At 34.6% G+C, this 21,711-nt stretch carries 24 protein-coding genes; 19 read left to right on the top strand and 5 right to left on the bottom strand.

The window, feature by feature from the left end; translation table 11 throughout:
* Both HCAN_RS01820 and tgt read right to left on the bottom strand, forming a co-directional pair.
* Positions 1–669 carry a bacteriohemerythrin gene (locus HCAN_RS01820; protein ID WP_006655027.1) on the bottom strand — a complete coding sequence of 223 codons (669 nt, stop codon included), beginning with the start codon at positions 667–669 and terminating at the stop codon, positions 1–3.
* A gap of 81 nt (positions 670–750) precedes the next feature.
* Positions 751–1,884, bottom strand: a complete 1,134-nt coding sequence (gene tgt, locus HCAN_RS01815) for a tRNA guanosine(34) transglycosylase Tgt (protein ID WP_006655026.1) — start codon at positions 1,882–1,884, stop codon at positions 751–753.
* A 48-nt stretch (positions 1,885–1,932) separates the two neighbouring features.
* Between tgt and HCAN_RS01810 the strand changes: the two genes are divergently transcribed.
* Positions 1,933–3,348, top strand: coding sequence for a hypothetical protein (locus HCAN_RS01810; protein WP_006655025.1), 1,416 nt, complete (start codon positions 1,933–1,935; stop codon positions 3,346–3,348).
* Here the strand turns inward: HCAN_RS01810 and pseF are convergent.
* The 3 genes from pseF to pseB are packed head-to-tail and all read right to left on the bottom strand — an operon-like array spanning position 3,329 to position 6,151.
* The gene (pseF, locus tag HCAN_RS01805; RefSeq protein ID WP_006655024.1) at positions 3,329–4,009 is read right to left on the bottom strand and encodes a pseudaminic acid cytidylyltransferase; all 681 of its coding nucleotides are present in this window, start codon (positions 4,007–4,009) and stop codon (positions 3,329–3,331) included. The genes HCAN_RS01810 and pseF overlap by 20 nt on opposite strands.
* On the bottom strand, positions 4,000–5,160 hold the full coding sequence (gene pseC / locus HCAN_RS01800; protein WP_006655023.1) for a UDP-4-amino-4,6-dideoxy-N-acetyl-beta-L-altrosamine transaminase: 1,161 nt from the start codon (positions 5,158–5,160) through the stop codon (positions 4,000–4,002). The genes pseF and pseC overlap by 10 nt, the downstream gene beginning before the upstream one ends.
* Position 5,161: 1 nt before the next feature.
* Complete coding sequence (gene pseB / locus HCAN_RS01795; RefSeq protein ID WP_006655022.1) at positions 5,162–6,151, bottom strand: UDP-N-acetylglucosamine 4,6-dehydratase (inverting); 990 nt, start codon at positions 6,149–6,151, stop codon at positions 5,162–5,164.
* 135 nt (positions 6,152–6,286) lie between these two features.
* On the opposite strand from pseB, the gene HCAN_RS01790 reads away from it, so the two are divergent.
* The 18 genes from HCAN_RS01790 to flgE all read left to right on the top strand — a co-directional run bounded on the left by HCAN_RS01790 (position 6,287) and on the right by flgE (position 21,590).
* A complete protein-coding gene (locus HCAN_RS01790; protein ID WP_006655021.1) occupies positions 6,287–6,529 on the top strand; it encodes an HP0268 family nuclease in 243 nt (80 codons plus the stop codon).
* A gap of 21 nt (positions 6,530–6,550) precedes the next feature.
* Positions 6,551–7,867, top strand: a complete 1,317-nt coding sequence (miaB, locus tag HCAN_RS01785) for a tRNA (N6-isopentenyl adenosine(37)-C2)-methylthiotransferase MiaB (RefSeq protein WP_034556387.1) — start codon at positions 6,551–6,553, stop codon at positions 7,865–7,867.
* The gene (locus HCAN_RS01780; protein WP_232049075.1) at positions 7,851–8,510 is read left to right on the top strand and encodes a lysophospholipid acyltransferase family protein; all 660 of its coding nucleotides are present in this window, start codon (positions 7,851–7,853) and stop codon (positions 8,508–8,510) included. The genes miaB and HCAN_RS01780 overlap by 17 nt, the downstream gene beginning before the upstream one ends.
* Positions 8,511–8,512: 2 nt before the next feature.
* On the top strand, positions 8,513–8,986 hold the full coding sequence (locus HCAN_RS01775) for a hypothetical protein (protein WP_006656617.1): 474 nt from the start codon (positions 8,513–8,515) through the stop codon (positions 8,984–8,986).
* Between the two features lie 91 nt (positions 8,987–9,077).
* Positions 9,078–10,151, top strand: coding sequence for a lytic transglycosylase domain-containing protein (locus HCAN_RS01770; protein ID WP_006656616.1), 1,074 nt, complete (start codon positions 9,078–9,080; stop codon positions 10,149–10,151).
* Between the two features lie 108 nt (positions 10,152–10,259).
* Positions 10,260–10,958: a septal ring lytic transglycosylase RlpA family protein gene (locus HCAN_RS01765; protein ID WP_373973609.1), complete on the top strand. Its 699-nt coding sequence runs from the start codon at positions 10,260–10,262 to the stop codon at positions 10,956–10,958.
* A gap of 13 nt (positions 10,959–10,971) precedes the next feature.
* Positions 10,972–11,544, top strand: coding sequence for an imidazoleglycerol-phosphate dehydratase HisB (gene hisB, locus HCAN_RS01760; RefSeq protein ID WP_006656614.1), 573 nt, complete (start codon positions 10,972–10,974; stop codon positions 11,542–11,544).
* A complete protein-coding gene (locus HCAN_RS01755) occupies positions 11,541–12,032 on the top strand; it encodes a KdsC family phosphatase (protein WP_006656612.1) in 492 nt (163 codons plus the stop codon). The genes hisB and HCAN_RS01755 overlap by 4 nt, the downstream gene beginning before the upstream one ends.
* Positions 12,019–12,594 carry a hypothetical protein gene (locus HCAN_RS01750; RefSeq protein WP_006656611.1) on the top strand — a complete coding sequence of 192 codons (576 nt, stop codon included), beginning with the start codon at positions 12,019–12,021 and terminating at the stop codon, positions 12,592–12,594. Before HCAN_RS01755 ends, HCAN_RS01750 begins: the two co-directional genes overlap by 14 nt.
* Positions 12,591–13,058: a lipopolysaccharide transport periplasmic protein LptA gene (gene lptA / locus HCAN_RS01745; RefSeq protein ID WP_006656610.1), complete on the top strand. Its 468-nt coding sequence runs from the start codon at positions 12,591–12,593 to the stop codon at positions 13,056–13,058. Before HCAN_RS01750 ends, lptA begins: the two co-directional genes overlap by 4 nt.
* Positions 13,055–13,684: a ribosome biogenesis GTP-binding protein YihA/YsxC gene (gene yihA / locus HCAN_RS01740; protein WP_006656609.1), complete on the top strand. Its 630-nt coding sequence runs from the start codon at positions 13,055–13,057 to the stop codon at positions 13,682–13,684. Before lptA ends, yihA begins: the two co-directional genes overlap by 4 nt.
* Positions 13,681–14,202: a GNAT family N-acetyltransferase gene (locus HCAN_RS01735; RefSeq protein ID WP_006656608.1), complete on the top strand. Its 522-nt coding sequence runs from the start codon at positions 13,681–13,683 to the stop codon at positions 14,200–14,202. The genes yihA and HCAN_RS01735 overlap by 4 nt, the downstream gene beginning before the upstream one ends.
* Positions 14,169–14,633 (top strand): hypothetical protein, encoded by a 465-nt coding sequence (locus HCAN_RS01730; RefSeq protein ID WP_231232596.1) that lies wholly within the window; start codon positions 14,169–14,171, stop codon positions 14,631–14,633. The genes HCAN_RS01735 and HCAN_RS01730 overlap by 34 nt, the downstream gene beginning before the upstream one ends.
* The gene (gene mrdA, locus HCAN_RS01725) at positions 14,634–16,451 is read left to right on the top strand and encodes a penicillin-binding protein 2 (protein WP_006656606.1); all 1,818 of its coding nucleotides are present in this window, start codon (positions 14,634–14,636) and stop codon (positions 16,449–16,451) included.
* A 2-nt stretch (positions 16,452–16,453) separates the two neighbouring features.
* A complete protein-coding gene (gene coaBC, locus HCAN_RS01720) occupies positions 16,454–17,674 on the top strand; it encodes a bifunctional phosphopantothenoylcysteine decarboxylase/phosphopantothenate--cysteine ligase CoaBC (RefSeq protein WP_006656605.1) in 1,221 nt (406 codons plus the stop codon).
* On the top strand, positions 17,671–18,429 hold the full coding sequence (locus tag HCAN_RS01715; RefSeq protein WP_006656604.1) for a hypothetical protein: 759 nt from the start codon (positions 17,671–17,673) through the stop codon (positions 18,427–18,429). Before coaBC ends, HCAN_RS01715 begins: the two co-directional genes overlap by 4 nt.
* Entirely contained in the window at positions 18,430–19,104 is a 675-nt protein-coding gene (gene uppS / locus HCAN_RS01710; protein ID WP_006656603.1) for a polyprenyl diphosphate synthase, read from the top strand.
* Positions 19,105–19,334: 230 nt separating this feature from the next.
* Complete coding sequence (flgE, locus tag HCAN_RS01705; RefSeq protein WP_006656602.1) at positions 19,335–21,590, top strand: flagellar hook protein FlgE; 2,256 nt, start codon at positions 19,335–19,337, stop codon at positions 21,588–21,590.
* The last annotated feature ends 121 nt before the right edge of the window (positions 21,591–21,711 follow it).

Genomic DNA, 21,711 nt, shown 5'->3' with positions numbered 1-21,711 from the left:
TTATTGAAAATATTTTTTAGTGAGTGTTTCATAATATTGCTCTTCTTGCAATCTCTCATCAATTAAAACTAAAGGTTGCTTACACGCCTTGCAACGCAAAAAAGTCTGTTTTGTCTGCATCATTTCGTGCAAAGAATCACAAACTTCAAAGACTTTTGTGGGGCAGAGACAAATATAATTATGGTGTTTTTGCTCTTCAATCTTATGAATATTTTGACTAAGTGCCATAATTTTGGTTTGCTGCTCTAAAGAATAAGGAATCTCACCAGCATCTACCAAACAACTATGATATGCTTCTAGTCGCTTATCTTCTTTTAAGATATGATTAATCAACCAATTTTTTGAAAAAACATAAAATTTCTCACAACTTTTTTGAGTGTCTTTGGAATCAATTTTAAAATTTTGCAAGATATTAACTAAACCATTATGGGATCTTTTATGTTGTTCTGCAAAAGGAAAATAAACTCGCTGCATATGGTTTTCCTCATCTTTAAAATGAGTGATAGTGTATTCCAAAAAGCGATTAATAAGTGCTAATAATAATTTCTCTTTATTTTCAATAGGAGAATTTGCCAAACGATTAGCAATTGCCAAACATTGAAAAAGGTATTTATGTTCATCATCTAAAAGTAGATTTTTAATACTAAATTCTTCACTCCACTCTAGCATAGAACTACTCCCATTGGTTATTCTATAAATTCACTATAGTGCATTAATTATAATACCCAAAACTTTAATTATGTTTAAAAATTAGTTTTCCAAATTAGAATAAAATTTTTGATAGAAATCTTGAAACTCACCCTTTAAAATAGCTTCCCTAGCCTCTCTAACTAAATCCAAATAATAAGCTAGATTATGAATACTCGCAAGACGGAAATAAGTCATCTCTCCTGCTCTAAAAAGATGATGCAAATAAGCTCTTGAGAAATTTTGACAAGTGTAACAATGGCATTTAGAATCCAAAGGCATAGTATCAAGCTTAAAGCGAGGTGATTTGATAGAGAGTTTGCCAAAATGAGTAAAGATTGTGCCATTACGCGCATTTCTTGTGGGCATCACACAATCAAACATATCCACACCCCTTGCAATGGCTTCTACAATGTCTTGTGGTGTGCCAACTCCCATTAAATAACGAGGTTTATCCTTAGGCAAAAGCGGAGTGGTGAATTCTAGCGTTTCATACATTAATTCATTAGGCTCTCCCACTGCTAATCCTCCAATAGCATAACCATCAAAATCCGCCATTGAAGTCAAATCTTTTGCACTTATCTCTCTAAACTCTCTATCGGTTCCGCCTTGATTGATTGCAAAAATATGATTGGTAAATTCCCTGCCCTGCTCTCTTGCTTGAATCTTTTGAGCATTGTGAAAAGTGATTGCCTCATTAGCCCATTTACTCGTGCGATTAATAGATTTTAAAATACGCTCTTTGCTTGCTGGCAAACCCACTAAATCATCTAAAATCATCATAATATCACTATTTAAATCATATTGAATCTCCAAAACCTTTTGGGGAGTAAAAAAATGCTTACTTCCATCAATATGGCTTTTAAATAAAATTCCTTCATCAGAAACTTTAACATGATCACTCAAACTAAAAGCTTGGAATCCGCCACTATCGGTCAAAAAATTTCTTGGGAATCGGCTAAAATGATGCAATCCTCCTAACTGCTTTACAATCTCCGATCCTGGTCGCAAATAAAGATGATAAGTATTGCCTAAAATAATAGGGGCGTTAAGTGCTAATAAATCATTAAAATCCAAAGCTTTTACACAAGCTTGTGTGCCAACAGGCATAAAAATTGGTGTTTGGATTTCTCCGTGTGCAAGTTTGAGAACACCTGCTCTTGCTTTGCCATCAATTTTTTGCAAATTAAATTCCATTTTTAACCTTTTTTTGTTACATTTTTAAAAATTTATCTAGGGTTTGCTATGCGAAAAGTGCTTTTAATTTTAGATGGAATTGTAGCAAAAGAATTTGCCACCACCATTATGAATAAATATTTTGATGAAAATTATTATATTTTTGTTTCCATAGATAAAAACCTCTTGCCTAAAAACCAAACCGAATATCACGAATCCTATCAATTTGATCCTTGCTCTTCGCGAAAATTAAGAGAGATTCTAAGCCCACAAATCACAGATTGCTACATTGTAACTGAACAAAAAGAAGATAGAGAGATTATCTACAATACTTTACGCGCTTATAGCAAAAACATCCAAATCACCATACTTGGAGAACTCACTCTCACTGAAGAATCCAAAGAAGACAAACAGCTTAATTTAATCAATAAATCAAGTGTGCTAAGTGCTAAACTTTTTGAAAAATTCCCCAATGTCCCACGAACAGCTAAATATATTGGCTTGGGGCAAGGCGAAATTATGCAAATTAGTGTGCCCTTTGGCAGCCCTTATGCTTATCGCAGTGTTGGAGTTATTAAACAAAAAAAATGGAAAATTGCTGTAATTTACCGCAATAATGAAGTAATTTTGCCCAAATACTCCACAACTATTTTCCCTAATGATTCCTTGCTTTTAGTCGGAGATCCTACCACACTTTGGGATATTTATCACCGAATCAAAGAGGAAATAGGACAATTCCCAACGCCTTTTGGACGCGATGTGGTTTTATATTTTGATTTACTTAATCCAGAGAATTTAGAGATATGCCTAGATCAAACTTTATGGCTTTTTAGCAAATTTAAAAACAAACGATTGCATTTGTGTTTTTATAATCCTTCCTCACTCCAAGATCTTGAAATTATCAAAAATCATCCTAATTTAAACCAAGATAATATTTCGTGGCATATTGAATTTTATGAAACCTCACTTAAAAATATTATTCTAAGAGATAAAAATAATAAAAATATTGGGCTTATTTTGATTGACAAACATATTTTTGAAAGTCATAAAAACTTCCTTTTTGATTTAGGGATTCCATTGCTCAAATTCGGAAATTCTCCGCTTAACTCACTCACACATAGTGCTGTTATAATCCCCAAAAAAACTGAAGAAGCCGAAAAAATATCCTCGGTAGTTTTTGATTTTTCAACTCAAATAGGCTTAAAAATCTTACTTTATGATTTTGATCCTGACAAAAATTACCACGAACAAGCTATTGATTATTACTACCATATTGAAAAAGTTTTTGACAAAAAAATTGAACTTATTAAGTCTGATACGCTAAATCCTATCATTTGGCTCAATAGGCAAAAGCAAACCTTGCAAATCCTACCGCTTAAAAAAGAAACGCTCCAAAAACCTCTATGGTTTTCACTCGCAGAAATAGAAAACTTAAGCACACATCTCCCTAGTGTGCCACAACTCTTTATTCCTCTCTCTGTTTAAGAATCTGATATTTGATCTCGGCTTCTTCCCAATCTTCTAGCGTATCAATATCTTGAACTTCTCTCCTTGAGAGTAAAAAGCTCTTTGAATCTTCAAAGATATTCTCCCTATTCTGCCATACTTTTGCCCTAGCAAAGTAAAATTGCCCTGCATCGTGATAAATTTTTTCCAAATCTTGAGAACGCTTGGTGAAATGTTGAACAAAAAGCATTTTATTTTTATTTTCTTCTATTCTAAAGGCTCTAAAGGGAGAATAATCATATTCTACGGCTGATAAAAGATAACACGAATCATCACGGCATAAAAATGCCTCTTGCAATCTCTTTGCATTTAAAAGTGGTGCTGTTGCATAGAGACAACACACCCATTCATCTTGTAATTTTAGCTTTTGGATTCCCTCTATAATCACTTCTCTTGTCCCTATAAAATCTCCACTCAAAGCCTCTGCTCGCTCAAGCGGCAAAGCCCCAAACTGCTTTGCACACTCCAAAATCTCACCATCTTCGCTAGAGACATAAATTTTAGAAAAAATTCCACTATCCTTTGCATTTTCAATGCTATAAGCAAGAATTGGTTTGCCTAAAAAATTTTTAATATTTTTTCTTGGAATCCTTTTACTACCTCCACGCGCAGGAATAATGCAAATACATTCTACTTGCATACAATCCACCTCCTTAAAGCTTCAATCACTTTTTCTTGTTCTTCAAAAGTTAGTGTTGGATACAAAGGGAGTGTTAGGGTATTTTTATAATATTTTTCTGCATTTTTAAAATCACCTTTTTTAAATCCAAATCGTGCATAAAAAGGTTGTAAATGAATGGGGATATAATGCACTTGTGGAGCAATGCCCAACTCAAGCAAACGCATATAAAGTTCCCTGCGTTTGATTCCAGAATTTTTGTTTAATAAAATCACATAGAGATGAAAAGCACTATAATTGTGCGATTCCACAAAAGGCAAAGTGATTTCTAAATCTGCTAATCTTTCATTATAAAACTTAGCCAATTCATTGCGTTTTTGGACATAAGTATCTAATCTTTTTAATTGAGAGATTCCTAAACTTGCATGCAAATCACTCAAGCGATAGTTATAGCCTAGAATCTGTTGCTCATAATACCAAGGTACTACATTTTTTTTATTTTCAAACTCCTCTTTTTCTTTGGTGATTCCATGGCTTCTTAATTTTTGCATTTTTTCTGCGTATTTGAGATTATTTGTAACTGCCATTCCGCCCTCTGCAGAAGTAATAATTTTCACCGGATGGAAGCTAAAAACTACAATATCGCTAAACCTACAATTTCCAATAGGATAGGTGCGATATTTACCACCCAATGCGTGAGAAGCATCCTCCACAATTTTAAAACCATACTTTTGAGATAACTGCCAAATCCTTTCCATTTCACAACTTTGCCCTGCAAAATGAACTGCTACTAACACTTTAGGTAATTTACTTTTCTTGGTTTTTTTAAGCTTTTCTTCTAGCAAATTTACATCAAGATTATAGGTTTTTTTATCAATATCTACAAAATCCACTTTTGCCCCACAATAAAGTGCGCAATTACTTGATGCCACAAAACTAATAGGAGTAGTCCAAAGCCAATCTCCCTCACGCAAACCCAAAGCCAAAATCGCACAATGCAATGCTGAAGTAGCACTATTAACTCCCACAGCATACTTTGCACCTACCTTTGCTGCAATTTGCGATTCAAACTCTGTAACCTTTGGTCCTTGAGTGATAAAAGGCGATTGCAAAACTTCTAGCACACTTTGTATGTCTTCTTGAATAATTTCTTGTTTCCCATAAGGTATCATTTTAATCTCCTAGAAGCTTTAAAAATGCTTCTGTGTTAAGCCATTGAGTATTAGAGCCAGAATTGTATTCAAAACCTCTTTTGACTAATTTTCCCACTTCCCCTAATGCATTAGTGCTAAAATCCGTAATAAAATTAAATTGAATTGTTGGAGCAATCACAAAATGATCACTAAATTCATAAGTGATATGACTATCATCACTTGGGCACATTGTCTCATGGATTTTTTCTCCAGGGCGAATCCCAATAATCTTATGAGGTAAATTTGGAGCAAGAGCCTTAGCCACTTCAGTGATTTTCATTGAAGGAATCTTTGGAACAAAGGTCTCTCCACCTTTCATTCTCTCAAAATTTTTCAAAACAAAATCCACCCCTTGCTGCAAAGTAATCATAAACCGCGTCATCTCTGTATCTGTAATGGGTAATTCTTTAGCGCCTTGTGCAATTAATTTTTGGAAAAATGGCACAACAGAACCTCTTGAACCAATAACATTCCCATAACGCACAACAGAAAAACGAGTTTTTCGACTTCCTGTCATATTATTAGCCGCTACAAAAAGTTTATCACTAGCAAGTTTTGTGGCTCCATAAAGATTGATAGGATTGGCAGCTTTGTCTGTAGAGAGGGCAATTACTTTTTCTACTCCATTAGCCAAGGCTGCACTAATCACATTTTGCGCCCCATAAATATTTGTCTTAATACATTCTGTAGGATTGTATTCTGCAGCAGGGACTTGCTTAAGTGCTGCTGCGTGAATAATAAAGTCAATCCCATTTGTAGCTTCTTTTAATCTTGCCTCATCTCTCACATCACCTAAAAAATACCGCATACAAGAATCATTATAAACTTGTGCCATTTCATATTGCTTGAGTTCATCACGAGAGAAAATTACAATTTTTTGAGGCTTGTAACGCTCTAACAGAGTTTTGGTATATTGCTTCCCAAAACTACCCGTTCCGCCTGTAATTAAGATATTCTTACCATTAAACACAACTTCCCCTTAAGTTTAGATACCTTATTTTGCCATAAAACCCTTTAATTATTCAAAAGTATCTTTATAAAATGATTATTTAAGTAAAAAAGGTATATAATTAACCATTTTTCTAAAAAGTTTAAGGGTAAGATTATGGATATTAAATTAGTTCGCGAACACATCAATGAAAAACCTCAAAAAGTTACAATCAAAAAATTAGAAGAAATGCTAGAAACCAAAAAAATGGATATTTTTTATTGCGATAAAGAAAATTCCCACAAAGATATGATGGCATTAATGGATTACTTTGAAAAAAAAGGTAAACATGTTTATTTTAGAGAAGTTAAATATGGGCTAGATGAAGGCGATTATATGTATGAATTTCATATACTATAATTTTAAATAAAAGAGCTAAACTTGAATAAAAAACTCTATATTGAAACTTTAGGTTGTGCGATGAATGAACGCGATAGCGAACACATCATCGCTGAACTTGAAGAAAAAGAGAATTACACTCTAACAGAGGATCCAAAAGAAGCCGATTTGATTCTTATTAACACTTGTAGTGTGCGTGAAAAACCTGAAAAAAAACTTTTTTCTGAAATTGGACAATACGCAAAAATCAAAAAAGAAGATGCAAAAATCGGTGTTTGCGGCTGCACTGCAAGCCACTTAGGCAATGAAATTTTAAAAAAATCCAAAGCCGTTAATTTTGTGCTTGGTGCAAGGAATGTTTCTAAGATCTCGCAGATTCTACACAAAGATCGCGTGGCTTGGGTGGATATTGATTATGATGATAGCACCTATGTTTTTAGCTCTAAACACAATTCAACGCTCAAAGGAATGATTAACATCTCGATTGGTTGTGATAAACAATGCACCTATTGCATTGTCCCACACACACGAGGCAATGAAATCTCAATTCCTGCTGATTTAATTCTAAAAGAAGCTAAGAAGCTTGTAGATAATGGCACAAAAGAGATTTTGCTTCTAGGGCAAAATGTGAATAATTATGGTCGACGATTTTCCAATGATCATCGCAAAATTAACTTCACACAACTTTTAAATGAAATCTCACAGATTAATGGTTTAGAAAGAATTCGCTTTACTTCTCCACACCCTTTGCATATGGATGATGAATTTATCAACGAATTTGCAAATAATCCAAAAATTTGCAAAGCAATCCATATGCCCTTGCAAAGTGGTTCTACGAAAATTTTACAAAAAATGAAACGAGGATACTCTAAAGAATGGTTTTTAGATCGCGTTGCAAAAATGCGTGCTTTGATTCCTGATTTAAGTATCGGAACTGATATTATTGTAGGCTTTCCAACAGAGAGTGAAGAAGATTTTTTAGATACCTTAGATGTGTTAGAAAAAGTGCGCTTTGATACACTTTATAGCTTTATTTATTCTACACGCCCACACACACAAGCTGCGACTTGGCTTGATAATGGTGAAATCCAACTCCTTGATGAAGAAATCGCCAAAAATAGATTAATGATTCTAAAAGACAGGCACAAAGAAATCTTAGCACAAGAAAATGCTAAACAATTAGGAAAAATCCACCCTGTGTTATTTGAAAGCTATGATGAAGAAAACTTTCTCTTAGAAGGTAGAAGCGATACTAATAAACTCATAAGGGTAAAAGCAGGGAGAAATCTTATTGGAGAAATTTGCAATGTAAAAATCTCTGAAATCAAAGGCGCACAACTTATTGGAGAACTCCTCTGAAATCTTAAAAATGAAAAATCTTAAAAGAAAACTCATTCTTTTTTTTTCTCCCCCTTTGATTTTTTTTCTCATCAAATTTCTTTATAAAACCTGCAAGATTCAATATCAAATTAATCCAAAAACACTAGAATTACTCCAAAAACAGCAAAGTTTTATTTTATCCTTTTGGCACGGGAATTTACTTATGCAGCCTTGCCTTTTTGGAAAAATTCTAAAAAATAGCCCACAAAAAGCCCATGTGCTTATTAGCCAACATTTTGATGGGGATATTATTAGCCGTGCAATCAAACTTTTTGGAATTGACTCCTTGAGAGGATCTAGCTCCAAAGGAAACATTAAAGTTTTACTTCTAGCTCTAAGAAAACTTCAAGAAAATGATTTTGTAGTGATCACTCCAGATGGACCAAGGGGACCTTATCATAGCGTTGCAGATGGAATCGTATTGCTTTCTCAAAAATCAAAAAAACCTATTGTCTCTTCACAAGTTCATTATCAAAAATTTTGGGAATTCAAAAGTTGGGATAGATTCCAGATACCAAAACCTTTTAGCCGCATTACCTATATCCTAAAAGAACCTTTGTGGATTGAAAATTTAGAACTAGATGAAGCAAAAACTCAAATTCAACGCTTTATGGAAGCTTAAAATTGAAAAATATTTTTTTATATTTACTCTTAGGTCTAGCACTTTTATTGGTTTTAGGATATTTTTTCTCACCTTCATATTCTCTAAGCTCTCAAGCCAAAAAAGAATTCGCCAAGGGAAATTATCAAGAATCTTATCATCTTGCCACACTCGCACTCAAAGAAGATCCATACAATCGTTCAGCCTTTAGCATTGCTAATCAATCCAAACAACGACTAAATCTCCAAAAATTTTTACAAAAAGCACAAACTTATTATGAAAAAATCTCAAAACTTCTCCAAAATCCTTCCTTAACCCCACAAGAATTTTTAGAAATCCAGTGGATTTATGATGCTTTTAGCAAAGAATATGCAAGTCTTTATTTTTTCAATAAGCCAACACAAACCGAAAAAGAAGCCATAGAAAATTACGCACAATGGTTTAAACAACTCAAAGAAAAAATTGATCTTGCAAAAAAAACAATCATTATTAAATAAATCTTAAATTTAAGCGGATTTTTTATCAAACTTTGTTAAAATTTAAGAAAAGGTTTCATAAAAAATCAATAATAATTAAATAAGGCATTGAATGAAAATTATTCTCACTTTACTTTTATCTTTCAGTTTTGCTTTATCGCAGTTTAATTCCACCGCCTATGATCTCAAAAGCGAAGAAGTGCTAAAAACCTTTGATGTCAATCCGGACTTTTTAAACAATCCTTATTTTATTAATGTCAAAAACTCTTTTTTAGAAGAAATCAAACAAGATTATTTACTCAAAAAATTTAAAGACAATTATGAATTTATCCCGACTTTAAAAACTATGTTTTTAGAAGAAAATATCCCTCAAGAATTTCTCTATCTTGCAATGATTGAATCAGGCTTTTCACTTTCTGCAAAATCCAATAAACGCGCTGTTGGAATGTGGCAATTTATACCAAAAACCGCTCAAGCCTTAGGGCTAGACATTAATGCACAAATTGATGAACGCAAAGATCTTATCAAATCCACCAAAGCCGCTATCATTTATCTAAAAAGTTTAAAAGAGCAATTTGGGAAATGGTATCTTGCAGCTATCGCTTACAATTGCGGAGAAGGACGACTTAAAAAAGCCATCAAAGAGGCTAATAGCGATTCTCTTAGCATACTCCTAGATACAGAAAAAAAATATATTCCTCTTGAAAGCCGTATGTATATCCGAAAAATCCTTTCACTCTCACTCTTGTTTCACAATATCAATATGCTTAAAACCAATGATTATGATTATTTTTTAAACCGCGGAGCTAACTCTCTTTTAGCCACAATTCAAGTTGCACCTGCTACTCCTCTTGCAAAAATCGCAAAAGATGCCAATCTCCCTTTAAATAAACTCAAAGCGTATAATCCGCAATTTAAACGCAACATTACTCCTACATACGCTAAAATCTATTCTGTTTATTTACCCTATCAGTTCTTAGCCACTTACAAAGCAAATACGATTGATAAAGTTGCCATTCAAAATAGACCTTATCTGCTCCATCGTGTCAATAAAGGCGACACAATCTATTCCATTTCTAAACACTATGGAGTTTCCTCAAAAATCATCACACAATACAACGCTATCAAAAATGCCAACGCTCTTTCTATCAATCAAGAGATTGTGATTCCCTTGGAACAAGGATAAACTATGAAAAAAACTTTTCTCTTTAGCTTAGTATTTGCATTCTTTTTCTTTGGTTGCGGCGATAGAAGCAGCAATCTTTACTACAATAAAACTCCTCATTATGGCACAATGAATAGCAGTCAGCAAAGCCAAAAAGCCACAATGCGTCCCTATCAAATTAATGGCAAATGGTATTATCCAACAATGGTTGCCTTAGGTGAAACTTACGATGGAATAGCAAGTTGGTATGGACCAAAATTTCATGGCAAAAAAACCTCAAATGGTGAAACCTATAGCATGTATGCTCACACAGCAGCCCATAAAACTCTACCAATGAACACCATTGTGCGTGTTACAAGCAAAGAAAATGGGAAATCAACTATTGTTAGAATTAACGATCGCGGACCATTTATTAGTGGCAGAATCATTGATTTATCTAATAGTGCAGCGCGTGATATAGATATGCTCCAAAAAGGAACCGCAAATGTTAGAATCGAAGTAATTGGCTTTAATGGTGCTATTTCTAATTCTATGCCGCTTACCAAAGAAGCACTTGCTACAAGCGAATATAAAGTTGCCACAACGCAAACAAGCGTTCAACTTTCAAAATTCCTTGTGCAAATTGGAGCATTTAGAAATAAAAATGGGGCACGAAGATTCCAACAAACTCACGCAAATTCTCATGGATATAAAGCCATTATCAAAGAATATTCTCTTAATGGCTCACCTATTTATCGCGTTATGCTAAGTGGATTTAAAAGTGAAGCCGAAGCGAGAGATTTTATTTCTCTTCAAAAAATTGCTGGTGCTTTCATTACTACCGAGTAAAATGGAGTAAAATATGGAAACTTTAACAAGAAATACCAAAGAAACTCAAATCACTGCAAGTTTGGAAGTCTATGGTGCAGGTATCGCAAATATCCAAACAGGAATCGGCTTTTTTGATCATATGCTACAATCACTCTGCAAACACGCTTCTTGGAATCTAAACTTGGAATGCAAAGGGGATTTAGAAGTAGATTATCACCATAGCGTTGAAGATTGTGGAATTGTCATTGGACAGCTTCTTAAAAACTCTCTTTTTCCTATCCAAAAGGTTGAGCGCTTTGGCAATAGTGCTGTAGTAATGGATGAAGCGTGTGTAGAGTGCGATTTGGATCTTAGCAATCGCCCTTTTTTAGTTTTTGAAGTCAAAACAGAGGGTAAAGTCGGCAGTTTTGATTGTGAATTAATTGAAGAGTTTTTTAGAGCTTTAGTCTTTAATGCCGGTTTATCAGTGCATATCATACAAAAAAGAGGCAAGAATCGTCATCACCTTATTGAAGCTAGTTTCAAAGCCTTTGGTGTAGCTTTGCGTCGTGCTTGTGTCAAAAATGAAAAAATAGGAATCCCAAGCACCAAAGGCGTCTTATGATAAAATTAATCGTGCTTGATGTTGATGGCACCCTAACTGATGGCAAAATCACTTATGATAATGAGGGAAATGAACTTAAAAGTTTCAATGTCAAAGATGGACTTGGGATTGCTGCTTGGATTAAGCTTGGCAAACAAGTAGCAATTATTACAGGCAGAAAATCACAAATTGTAGAAAATCGTGCCAAAGAGCTTGGAATCACCCATATTAAACAAGGAATCTCCAACAAAGCTAAGGCACTTTATGAAATTCTAGAACAATCCCAAATCCAAATTAATGAAGTTGCTATTATTGGTGATGATTTAAATGATTTATCAATGTTTAAGATTGCTAAACACACTTTTGCTCCTAAAGATTCTGCCAAAGAAATCCAAAAAATTGCCCACACAACCCTAAGCAAAAAAGGTGGCAAAGGTGCAGTGCGAGAAATGATTGATATTCTTATTAAACAAGAAAACTTAGAGGCAAAGCTCTATGAAATTTTCTAAACTCAAAAGCCAACAAAAAATCCTTTCAAAGCCAAAAAGCGGCAGAATCGTAACAGGTTTTTTTATATGTCTTTCACTCTTTAGTATTGCAATGGTTTTTGCACTCAATAAACAACAAGAAGCCAAAAAACAAGCCCTTGCAAATATTTCACGCTTTGAAGCTTTTGACTTTGAATACTACAAAATCTCATCATTAGGTGTTGAGACTTATGCCATAGGCAAAAATGTCAAAGAAACTAGCAAAGAGAGTGGTATTTTAGAACAAATTAGTGTCAATCATTATTTATTTGAAGAGCAAAAATCTGAACTTTTGCAGTCTAGCTTGGCTTTTTTCAATAGTCAAGAGATTTTCTTTCCCAAAGGAGTAAATTACACACGCGATACCATTAAATTTTGGAGCCAAGAGGCTAACTATTCCATTCCGACAAAAGAAATTCTAGGCAAAGGAGACTTTGTGGTTTTTAATGAAAACTACAATATTAGAGGCAAAAATATCCTTTATAAAAACGGCAAAGTCTATGCCGATAATATCCATGGCACTCTCACAACGGATAAAAAATGAAAATTTTTATTTTAATACTCACCTTTTTATTCCCTTTAATTGCTGATGAAATCATTATTGATGCACAAGAGCTCATTGCTGATGAAAAAAGTAAAGTTACCCAATTAAGAGGAAATGTGCAAATTACAAGAATAAATGATAAACTTAATTGCGATGAAGCTTATATTTTCTTAGACAAAAACAATAAGCCCAATAAAATGCAGGCACTAGGAAATGTAAAGTTTTGGCTCACTTTGGAAAATAATCGCAAGATTCAAGGTAAAGCCAATGAACTTATCTATTTTCCAAATCTTCAAGAATACCAAATCATTGGCAATGCTTTTGTAGAAGAACCTGCTAAAAAAAATGAAGTCAAAGGGGAAAAAATTATTATCCGTTACAAAGAGGGCTATATTAATATTGTTGGCGACAATAAAGCTCCAGCGCGCCTAATATTCAAACTCGATAAAGAAGCAAAACAATGACTTACACTCTCTCTAAGGCTAGTTTTTTTACCTCCGCACAAAATCTCTCCCAATGCCCCCCACCACTTCTAAGTGAAATTGCCTTTTTAGGGAGAAGCAATGTAGGAAAAAGCACTTTTATCAATCTTCTTTGCAAACAAAAAAATCTAGCCAAAAGCTCTCAAACTCCAGGCAAAACGCAACTGATTAACTTTTTTTTAACACATTGGAAGCAAAAAGATAGCAATGAGATTTTACAAATTTATCTAGTTGATTTACCCGGATTTGGTTATGCCAAAGTTTCCAAATCCCAAAAAGAACTTTGGAATAAGAATCTCATTGAATTTCTAAAAAAACGCGATAGTATCCGACTTTTTGTGCATTTACGCGATAGTCGCCACCCTTATTTAGAAATTGATTCTAATCTCATTGAATTCCTAACTCCATTTTTAAGAAAAGATCAAAAAATTTTGCAAATCTTTACTAAATTTGACAAACTCAATTCCACACAAAAAACCAATCTTAAAAAAGAATTTCCCAATGCACTTTTTTCTAGCTCTTTGCAGAAAAATAACCTCCAAGAAATAAGCGATTTCATTCTTAATCATACACTTGGAATTCAAACAAAACTTGGAGAGGCAAAATGATTATTACACAACCAACACTAAAAAATATCCCGCAAATGCGCGAGATACTTAAGCCTGAAATTGAACGCGGAGTGATTTTAGAGAGACCTTTAGATGTAATGGCAAATATGATTCGATCTTATCATATTGCTTGGGAAGAAGCAGAAACCCTAAACTCCCAACAAAAACTCGCTTTAGAAAATAAAAAGCTAGAAGATTTAAAAAATCCCACAATGCTAGGCTTTTGTGCATTGCATATCCATTCTTTGGAGTTAGCAGAGATTCGCAGTCTTATTGTCGCACCTTTTGCACAAAGAAAAGGTGTGGCTAGTGCTTTGATAGTTGATTGTCTCAAAGAAGGCAAAGCTCTAGGCATTAGCAAAGTTTTAGTTTTAACCTATAAAAGGGTTTTGTTTGAAAAATTAGGTTTTAATGAGATTAGCAAAGAAAAGATTCCTAATCAAAAAATTTGGGCAGATTGTATTTTATGCAAGCATTTTCCTCTATGCGACGAAATCGCACTGATAAAAAAAATCTAAGAATCCTTTTCTTAGTTATTGGCATTGTTGTTTATATTTCTATTAGTGATATTTATTATCTTTTGCCTCCACTTTTTGGTGTTATTTATGTATTGGCACAAGAAAGATTTGAAGCCAATGATATTAATGCTTTTTATTGGTTAATCCCTCTTTTTATCTTTCTAGAGACAAGCAAAGGATTGCCTTTTTTAAGCACTCTTTTATTTATGGCTTTTTCCTTTAAAATTATCTTGCCAAAATTTAGAAAGTTTTTTGGCTTTAGCAAAATTTTTATCCCACTCTTTATTATTTATGCTTATTTTGGATATTTTATATTTTTAAATTTTATGGGATTTTTATTTGATTATGATGTGCCACCATTTTCTTGGATTCTTGGTTTTTATGCTGGAGTTGAGATTGTGTTAATTTGGTTATTTTTATGGGTATTTTAAATGCATAAGCGTCTGTATTTTGTCTTTTTTTGCTTTGTGGTGTTTTGGTTAATTTTATTAATTAGAATCTTTGATTTAAGTATTCTCAAAAACGAGCAATATCAAGAACAAGCCACAAAAAATATATTGCGTGAAGAAATCATTGCTCCTATTAGGGGAGAAATTTTTGATCGCAATGGAGAACCATTAGCCACTAACAACATAGGTTTTACAATTTCACTTCCGCCTAACTTATCTTTGCGATCTAATTTACCTATCTTAGAAAAAGAAATTGAATATCTTTTGACATTTTTTCCACAATACACTAAAGAAGAATTGATAAAAAAATATCGTCAAAAAGATTCGCCTTATAATCACGACTTTATTCCCATTATTGACTTTGTAGAACACGACTTTATTTTGAAATATTATCCACAATTTGCTCAAAATGAACTCTTAAGAATCACGCCTCTAGCAAGACGCTATTATCCTCACCACCAAAGTGCTTCGCATATTATTGGTTATGTTAGCAGGGCAAATGAAAGGGATATAGAACTTCAGCCTATTTCTAATTACACTCAAAATATTGGAAAAGAGGGATTAGAGAAGCAATATGATGACTTTTTGCAAGGAAATCTTGGCAAACGCATTATAAAAGTTGATGCACTCAATCAAGAGATTCAAACTCTCTCTCACCAAGATTCTAAAGAGGGCGATTCTTTAATCACTACTTTAGATATTAAATTACAAAAAGCAATGGATCAAGCTTTTGAAGGTAAAAATGGTGCAGCTATCATTATGGATGCCACTAATGGAGAGATTCTTGCTGCGGGAAGCTATCCTGAATACGATCTAAATCAATTCATTGGCGGAATCTCACACGATAATTGGAATGCCTTGCGTGATAGCCCTTACAAACCTCTTATTAATAAATTTGCAAATGGCTTGTATCCACCAGGATCAGTTATTAAAATGGGAATGGGATTAGCCTTTTTAGAATATGCAGACATCGATGAAAACAAAGAACTCGACACTCCGCCTTTTGTTGAATCAGGCGGACGAAAATTTCGCGATTGGAAAAAGGAAGGACACGGAAAATCCGATCTTTACAAAGCTTTAAAACGAAGTGTGGATGTGTATTTTTATCTCCTTTCTCAAAAAGTTGATTTTGAAGATATTGCCAATGTTTTAAAGCAAATGGGATTAGGCGAAAAAACCGGAGTTGATTTACCTAGTGAATCTCGAGGGATTGTCCCTTCTCCTAACCTAAAACTCAAACGCTTTAAAGACAAGTGGTATGAGGGTGATAGCATTATTAGCTCCATAGGACAAGGTATGTTTCTCACTACTCCTTTGCAAATTGCAAACTACACAGCTCTCATCGCAACAGAGAAACTCCCCACTCCTCATTTTGCCAAGCAAATTCAAAATGAAGTCCAATCTTATCCGCCCAAAGATGTCCTTAATGATTTTCAAAGAAGCAAAATGGGAGTTTTAAGAGAAGGAATGCGACAAGTTTGCAGTGAAGTTGGTGGAACCGCCTATTATGCTACACGCGCTAGTAGAGTTAAACTAGCTTGCAAAACAGGGACTGCACAAGTTGTTGGGATCTCACAACAAGATGAAGAAAGAATTAAAGAAGAAGAATTGGATTATTTTCATCGATCACAAGCTTGGATTACAGGATTTTTACCCATTGATAATCCCAAATATGTGATTACAATTATGGTAGAGCACGGCGGTAGTGGTTCTGGTGCTGGAGGACCTCTTTTAGCAGAACTCGCCAATGCCTTAATAGATTGGGGTTATGTCAAAGAGACACGCAATAAAAAGGAATAACAATGGCTTTAGATTATCTCTCAAAACTCCTTACAAACAAAAAAATCATTCTAGGAATCTGTGGTAGTATCGCCATTTATAAATCTATAGAAATTTTACGAAATCTCCAAAAACTTGGTGCAAGCGTGCGCGTTGTAATGAGTGATGATTCGCAAAAATTTATCAATCCGCTTTTATTTGAAGCACTTTGCGGTTATCAAGTGCTAACCACGCAATCCCAAAATTGGGGAGAAATTCCACACAATCACATTGAAATAGCCTCGTGGGGAGATATATTTTTAATAGCCCCCATTAGTGCTAATTCACTTAATAAAGTCGCTTATGGAATTGCAGACAATATTCTTTTGGAGAGTTTTTTGGCTTTTGAAGGTCCTAAGCTCATTGCCCCTGCTGCTAACACCAAAATGCTTAAAAATCCAGCCACCCAAAGTTCCTTAAACCTTCTTACTCAAAGAGGAATCACCATCATTCCCTCACAAAGCAAAGAACTTGCTTGTAAAACTATAGGTGATGGTGCGTTAGCCGAGCCTTTAGAAATCACTTACCAAATTATTCGCACATTCTATCAAGAAAAGTTTTGGGAAAACAAAGCTCTCTGCATCACAAGTGGAGGAAGCAAGGAAAATATCGATAATGTCCGCTATCTCTCAAACCACTCTAGCGGAAAAATGGGTGCTTCCTTGGCTTTAGCGGGTTATTTTTTAGGAGCTAAGGTTACTTATATAGGCAGTCTATGCCCCTACCCTCTTCCACTTGGTATCAATTATAACTCCGCACAAACTACACAAGATTTTCTCCAATCTATCCAAAAATGGCAAGAATCTAATGCTTTTTCTAAAGATTCTTTTTTATTAATGAGTGCAGCCATTAGCGATTATATCCCCAAAGAATCCTTTCAAGGCAAACTCAAAAAAGAAACCATAGGACAAGAATGGAATCTAAGCTTACAAAAGAATCTTGATATTTTAAGCACTATTAGCAAAAAACAAACCACAATCGGCTTTAAACTAGAAAGTCAAAATGGATTAGAAAATGCCCTCAAAGCACTACAAAATAAAAATTTAGATGCAATCTGCCTTAATGAAATCACCCCCTCTTTAAACCCTATGAATGCTACAGAAAATCAAATTATATGGATTAGCCAAAAATCTCAAAAAAATTTAGGCAAAAACGATAAACTAACCCTTGCATTCCAAATTCTCAATGAGGCAAAAAATCTATGATAAAGCAAATGGGGCAACTAAAACAAGTGCAAAATCAAATCCAAAATGCAGCAGGCAAAACCACACAATTTAATGCTGCATTGCCTATGAAACTTGAAGTAATGGAAAAATTGCAAGGAATCCGCTATATGATAAAAGTAGGCAATATTGCAATGGAGACAAAAAGCATTAAAGACTTGGAAGTTGGCGGTAAATATTGGGCAATGATGGGGAAAAATACGAGTGGTTCTATCACACTTTCAAATCTAATTAAACAACCAAAGCTTCTTAAAGATGATAATATTCCATTGAAATTAAGCAATGAAGCAATGCAACAATTTTTACAAGGAGAAAACCCCTTTGAAGTCATGCGTGGATTTTTAACCGAACGGCTTGGAAATGCCGAGAGTAAATGGGAATTTGCCTTTTTAAGCCATATGCTAATGTCACTCAAACACAAAGTTTTAACACTTCCTTTACATTATGATGATGAAAAGAAAAATGGCTTTATGCAATTGCGTAAAAAGAAAATAGCCAATCAAAATGCCTTAGAATTTTATTCAGTTTTTGCAAATCTTGGAGCAACTTGGGGCGTTTTGTATAATCTTGATTCGGGAATTAGGCTTGATATTTATGTTATGTATGAAAGTGTAGCTAGAATCCTAAAAAACAATCTTAGTGAGCTAGAATTTATCACACAAGCCCATATTAATGTGGATAGCAAAATCACTCCGCTTTATGATTTTAGTGATTCTTTATTAGATTTAGAGGGTTAAATGTTAAGGCATCTTGCAATTATTATGGATGGCAATGGAAGGTGGGCGAAAAACCGATTCAAACCTAGATTTTTTGGACACCAAGAAGGGGCAAAAACCATTCATTCTATTACTGAAACTTGTGTAAAAAAAGGTATAAAATACCTAAGTCTCTATGCTTTCTCCACAGAAAATTGGAATCGCCCTAAAAAAGAAATTGATTTTTTAATGAATTTGTTAGAAAAATATCTACACGAACAAACTCAAACTTATCTTGATTCAAATATTATCTTTAAAGTCATTGGCGATATTTCTGTTTTTAACTCAAAACTACAAGAAAAAATCCACCATTTACAATCCATTACCGCAGAATCTTGTAATGGCTTAACACAGATTCTCGCCTTAAATTATGGTGCAAAAGATGAACTAAGGCGTGCATTTTTAAAAATCCAAAATAAAAATCTCCCCATAACACAAGAATCAATCACGCAAAATCTTGATACAGCAGGAATCCCTGAAGTAGATATGCTAATTCGCACAGGTGGAGAACAAAGACTCTCAAACTTTTTGCTTTGGCAAAGTGCTTATGCTGAACTCTTTTTTACCAAAACTTTGTGGCCCGATTTTGGAAGCGATGAGCTTGAAGCAATGATAGAAAAATTTGCAACAAGGCAAAGGCGTTTTGGTGCAATTTGATAATTTTTGTCCCACTGCATAGCCTTTCACAAAAAACTTTCAAAAATATCAAATCCTAATTTGAATAATGCTTTAATATAAACTTTAAATTAAAAATTCTATAAAAAACTTCCTTTTATCAATAAATGCAATCAATAGTTGCATTTATTGAACTTTATAGCTACAAAACTCAAATTTGGAATAATATTTGCTTTATTTTTTGCAAAATACTTTTTTAAAAAGGATTGCAAATGTTACGATCTCTATGGTCAGGTGTTAGCGGTATGCAAGCTCATCAAGTCGCTCTTGATGTAGAATCAAACAATATCGCCAATGTAAATACTAATGGTTTTAAATATTCTCGTGCGGATTTTTCAACAATGGTTAGCCAAACTAAACGGGCTGCTACGATTCCTTATGCAGGTTATGGTGGGGTGAATGACTATTCTGTAGGACTTGGAACAGGGATTGAAACCACAACAAAAATCTTCTCACAAGGTTCTTTGCAAAATACTGATAGAAAAGCAGACTTAGCCTTAGAAGGCAATGGAATGTTTGTCGTGAGCAACAATGGTGGTTTTACTAATATGTATACAAGAGATGGTGCATTTAGCTTTGATGCTGTAGGTAACCTTGTAACTACAAGCGGTTATATTGTGCAAGGTTGGGTGAGAGATTTATCTAAGCTCAACTGCGATTGTGGAAGTGGAAATATAAACCGCGTTGATTCAACAGGACCTATTGGGAATATTACTATTGATCCACGCCTTACTATCCCTGCAAAGGCAACTGAAACTGTAACAGGAAATATCAACTTAACAAGCGGAACCAAAACAGAAAATACTACTTGCCCAAGCCCACTAGATAGCACTTCAGCTAACAATTACATTGCAGGTGGTTTAGATAGACTCTATGATACTGCAGATAGACAACTTGAAGTCGCTCAAGATATGGGCGTAATGTTTAATGACGCGGGAGAAGCAATGCAACTCCAAGAAGGGCAAGGGATTTGGGTTAGCTACCAAACTGCAACTACTACACCTTTACACATTAATGCCGCTGCAGTTGGAGCTTCAAGCATCACTATTAATGGTGTAACTATCACTTGGAATAATGATCCAACTGCTACTGGATCTTCTAATCTCCTTGCTGCCCAAGTTGCGATTAATAATCTCAAAGACACTACCGGAGTAGAAGCACTCACAAGAGGAGACACGCTTATTTTGCAAAACACTAACCAACTTGATGGAGATGGTAGCAATAAAAATATTCGTGTTACAGCGATGAATGGTGCTCTAGAAGGATTTGAAACACAAGCAGGGGGTGCTGCAGGTCCATTTGTTCAAACCACAACCGTTACTACTGCTTTTAAGTATAACTATACACTCCAAACCGATGCGGATTCAACTTCAGGACAATTTAGAACCACAGAAGACTTAAGAGCACTCATGCAACAAGATGCCAATAAAGTCAAAGAGTTTGGTGGGGATTCAGCAGCTGCTGCCGCAGGAATGACAGGACCTAATCCTACTTTCCTTCAAAGTAACTACACCGTGAGCGTGAAGCTCAATAGCAATGGACAATTTGAAATCAATAACCGCGATGATGGGGTCAATGTCGCAAATAACCAACAAGGTGCTGCTTATGATAACCTTAATATCTTTGTTTCAGCCTATAATGATACTCTCACTACTACCAATGTGCTTTTCAAAAATCAAATGAAAGCAATGAATACAGGAGTGTTAGTAGAAGGAGGAAATATCACAAGCACCGCAGGTTTAAGAATGGCAACTTATTCTCAAACACTTGATATTTATGATAGTCTTGGTAATAAACACGATTTCACCATACAATTTACCAAAGTTGCTGGAAATCAATGGAATTGGCGTATCATCGTGCCAGAACCTGCTGAACTCATCGGTGGAACTGCACAAAGACCTAATATCCTAGAAGGTGGAAGCGTAACTTTTGGAGAACAAGGTGAGATTCTAGGCTTTAACCCCTCAACTATTCAATTTAAGCCAAACAATGGTGCTGCATTCCCACAAAGTATTGACTTAGATTTCGGAACAAGCGGAGGATATGATGGACTAACAAGCACTGCTGCTGAATCACAAGCCAATAATATTGATGGTGATGGTTACACTGCTGGAATGCTCCAAGACTTCTACTTTGATGCCACAGGAACAATGATAGGTAAATTTGATAATGGACAAACTCTTGCCTTAGCACAAGTTGCTGTAGCAAGTTTTGCCAACTATGAGGGCTTACAAGAATCAGGTAGCAATCTCTTTGCCGAATCTCCAAACTCTGGAGGACCTACAATCGGAACTGCTGGATCAGGCGGAAGAGCAAGTATTCAAGCCTCTAAACTAGAAATGAGTAATTCTGACTTAAGTCGTGGTTTAACTCAACTTATCGTTGTGCAAAGGGGATTCCAAGCAAGCTCAAAATCTATTACCACTTCCGATCAAATCCTCAATACACTCCTTGGATTAAAACAATAATTCTCCCACTTTGGGGGAATTTTCTCCTTAAGATTAAAATTGCTTAGAAATTTTCTCCTTGTAAATTTAAAATAAACTCACCAAACCCTATCACAACAAATCACAAACTCCTTGTCTTATT

The organism is Helicobacter canadensis MIT 98-5491 (assembly GCF_000162575.1).
Taxonomy (GTDB): Bacteria; Campylobacterota; Campylobacteria; order Campylobacterales; family Helicobacteraceae; genus Helicobacter_D; species Helicobacter_D canadensis.
The sequence above is the reverse complement of the archived record's forward strand: the minus strand, read 5'-3'. Positions and strand labels throughout refer to the sequence as shown.

What these genes read in the sequence shown, in the direction of transcription:
- HCAN_RS01820 (WP_006655027.1), bottom strand. Translation starts at nt 669, where the DNA reads ATGCTAGAGTGGAGTGAAGAATTTAGTATTAAAAATCTACTTTTAGAT.
- tgt (WP_006655026.1), bottom strand. Translation starts at nt 1,884, where the DNA reads ATGGAATTTAATTTGCAAAAAATTGATGGCAAAGCAAGAGCAGGTGTT.
- HCAN_RS01810 (WP_006655025.1), top strand. Translation starts at nt 1,933, where the DNA reads ATGCGAAAAGTGCTTTTAATTTTAGATGGAATTGTAGCAAAAGAATTT.
- pseF (WP_006655024.1), bottom strand. Translation starts at nt 4,009, where the DNA reads ATGCAAGTAGAATGTATTTGCATTATTCCTGCGCGTGGAGGTAGTAAA.
- pseC (WP_006655023.1), bottom strand. Translation starts at nt 5,160, where the DNA reads ATGATACCTTATGGGAAACAAGAAATTATTCAAGAAGACATACAAAGT.
- HCAN_RS01790 (WP_006655021.1), top strand. Translation starts at nt 6,287, where the DNA reads ATGGATATTAAATTAGTTCGCGAACACATCAATGAAAAACCTCAAAAA.
- HCAN_RS01770 (WP_006656616.1), top strand. Translation starts at nt 9,078, where the DNA reads ATGAAAATTATTCTCACTTTACTTTTATCTTTCAGTTTTGCTTTATCG.
- HCAN_RS01765 (WP_373973609.1), top strand. Translation starts at nt 10,260, where the DNA reads ATGAATAGCAGTCAGCAAAGCCAAAAAGCCACAATGCGTCCCTATCAA.
- hisB (WP_006656614.1), top strand. Translation starts at nt 10,972, where the DNA reads ATGGAAACTTTAACAAGAAATACCAAAGAAACTCAAATCACTGCAAGT.
- HCAN_RS01755 (WP_006656612.1), top strand. Translation starts at nt 11,541, where the DNA reads ATGATAAAATTAATCGTGCTTGATGTTGATGGCACCCTAACTGATGGC.
- HCAN_RS01750 (WP_006656611.1), top strand. Translation starts at nt 12,019, where the DNA reads ATGAAATTTTCTAAACTCAAAAGCCAACAAAAAATCCTTTCAAAGCCA.
- lptA (WP_006656610.1), top strand. Translation starts at nt 12,591, where the DNA reads ATGAAAATTTTTATTTTAATACTCACCTTTTTATTCCCTTTAATTGCT.
- yihA (WP_006656609.1), top strand. Translation starts at nt 13,055, where the DNA reads ATGACTTACACTCTCTCTAAGGCTAGTTTTTTTACCTCCGCACAAAAT.
- HCAN_RS01735 (WP_006656608.1), top strand. Translation starts at nt 13,681, where the DNA reads ATGATTATTACACAACCAACACTAAAAAATATCCCGCAAATGCGCGAG.
- HCAN_RS01730 (WP_231232596.1), top strand. Translation starts at nt 14,169, where the DNA reads ATGCGACGAAATCGCACTGATAAAAAAAATCTAAGAATCCTTTTCTTA.
- mrdA (WP_006656606.1), top strand. Translation starts at nt 14,634, where the DNA reads ATGCATAAGCGTCTGTATTTTGTCTTTTTTTGCTTTGTGGTGTTTTGG.
- coaBC (WP_006656605.1), top strand. Translation starts at nt 16,454, where the DNA reads ATGGCTTTAGATTATCTCTCAAAACTCCTTACAAACAAAAAAATCATT.
- HCAN_RS01715 (WP_006656604.1), top strand. Translation starts at nt 17,671, where the DNA reads ATGATAAAGCAAATGGGGCAACTAAAACAAGTGCAAAATCAAATCCAA.
- uppS (WP_006656603.1), top strand. Translation starts at nt 18,430, where the DNA reads ATGTTAAGGCATCTTGCAATTATTATGGATGGCAATGGAAGGTGGGCG.
- flgE (WP_006656602.1), top strand. Translation starts at nt 19,335, where the DNA reads ATGTTACGATCTCTATGGTCAGGTGTTAGCGGTATGCAAGCTCATCAA.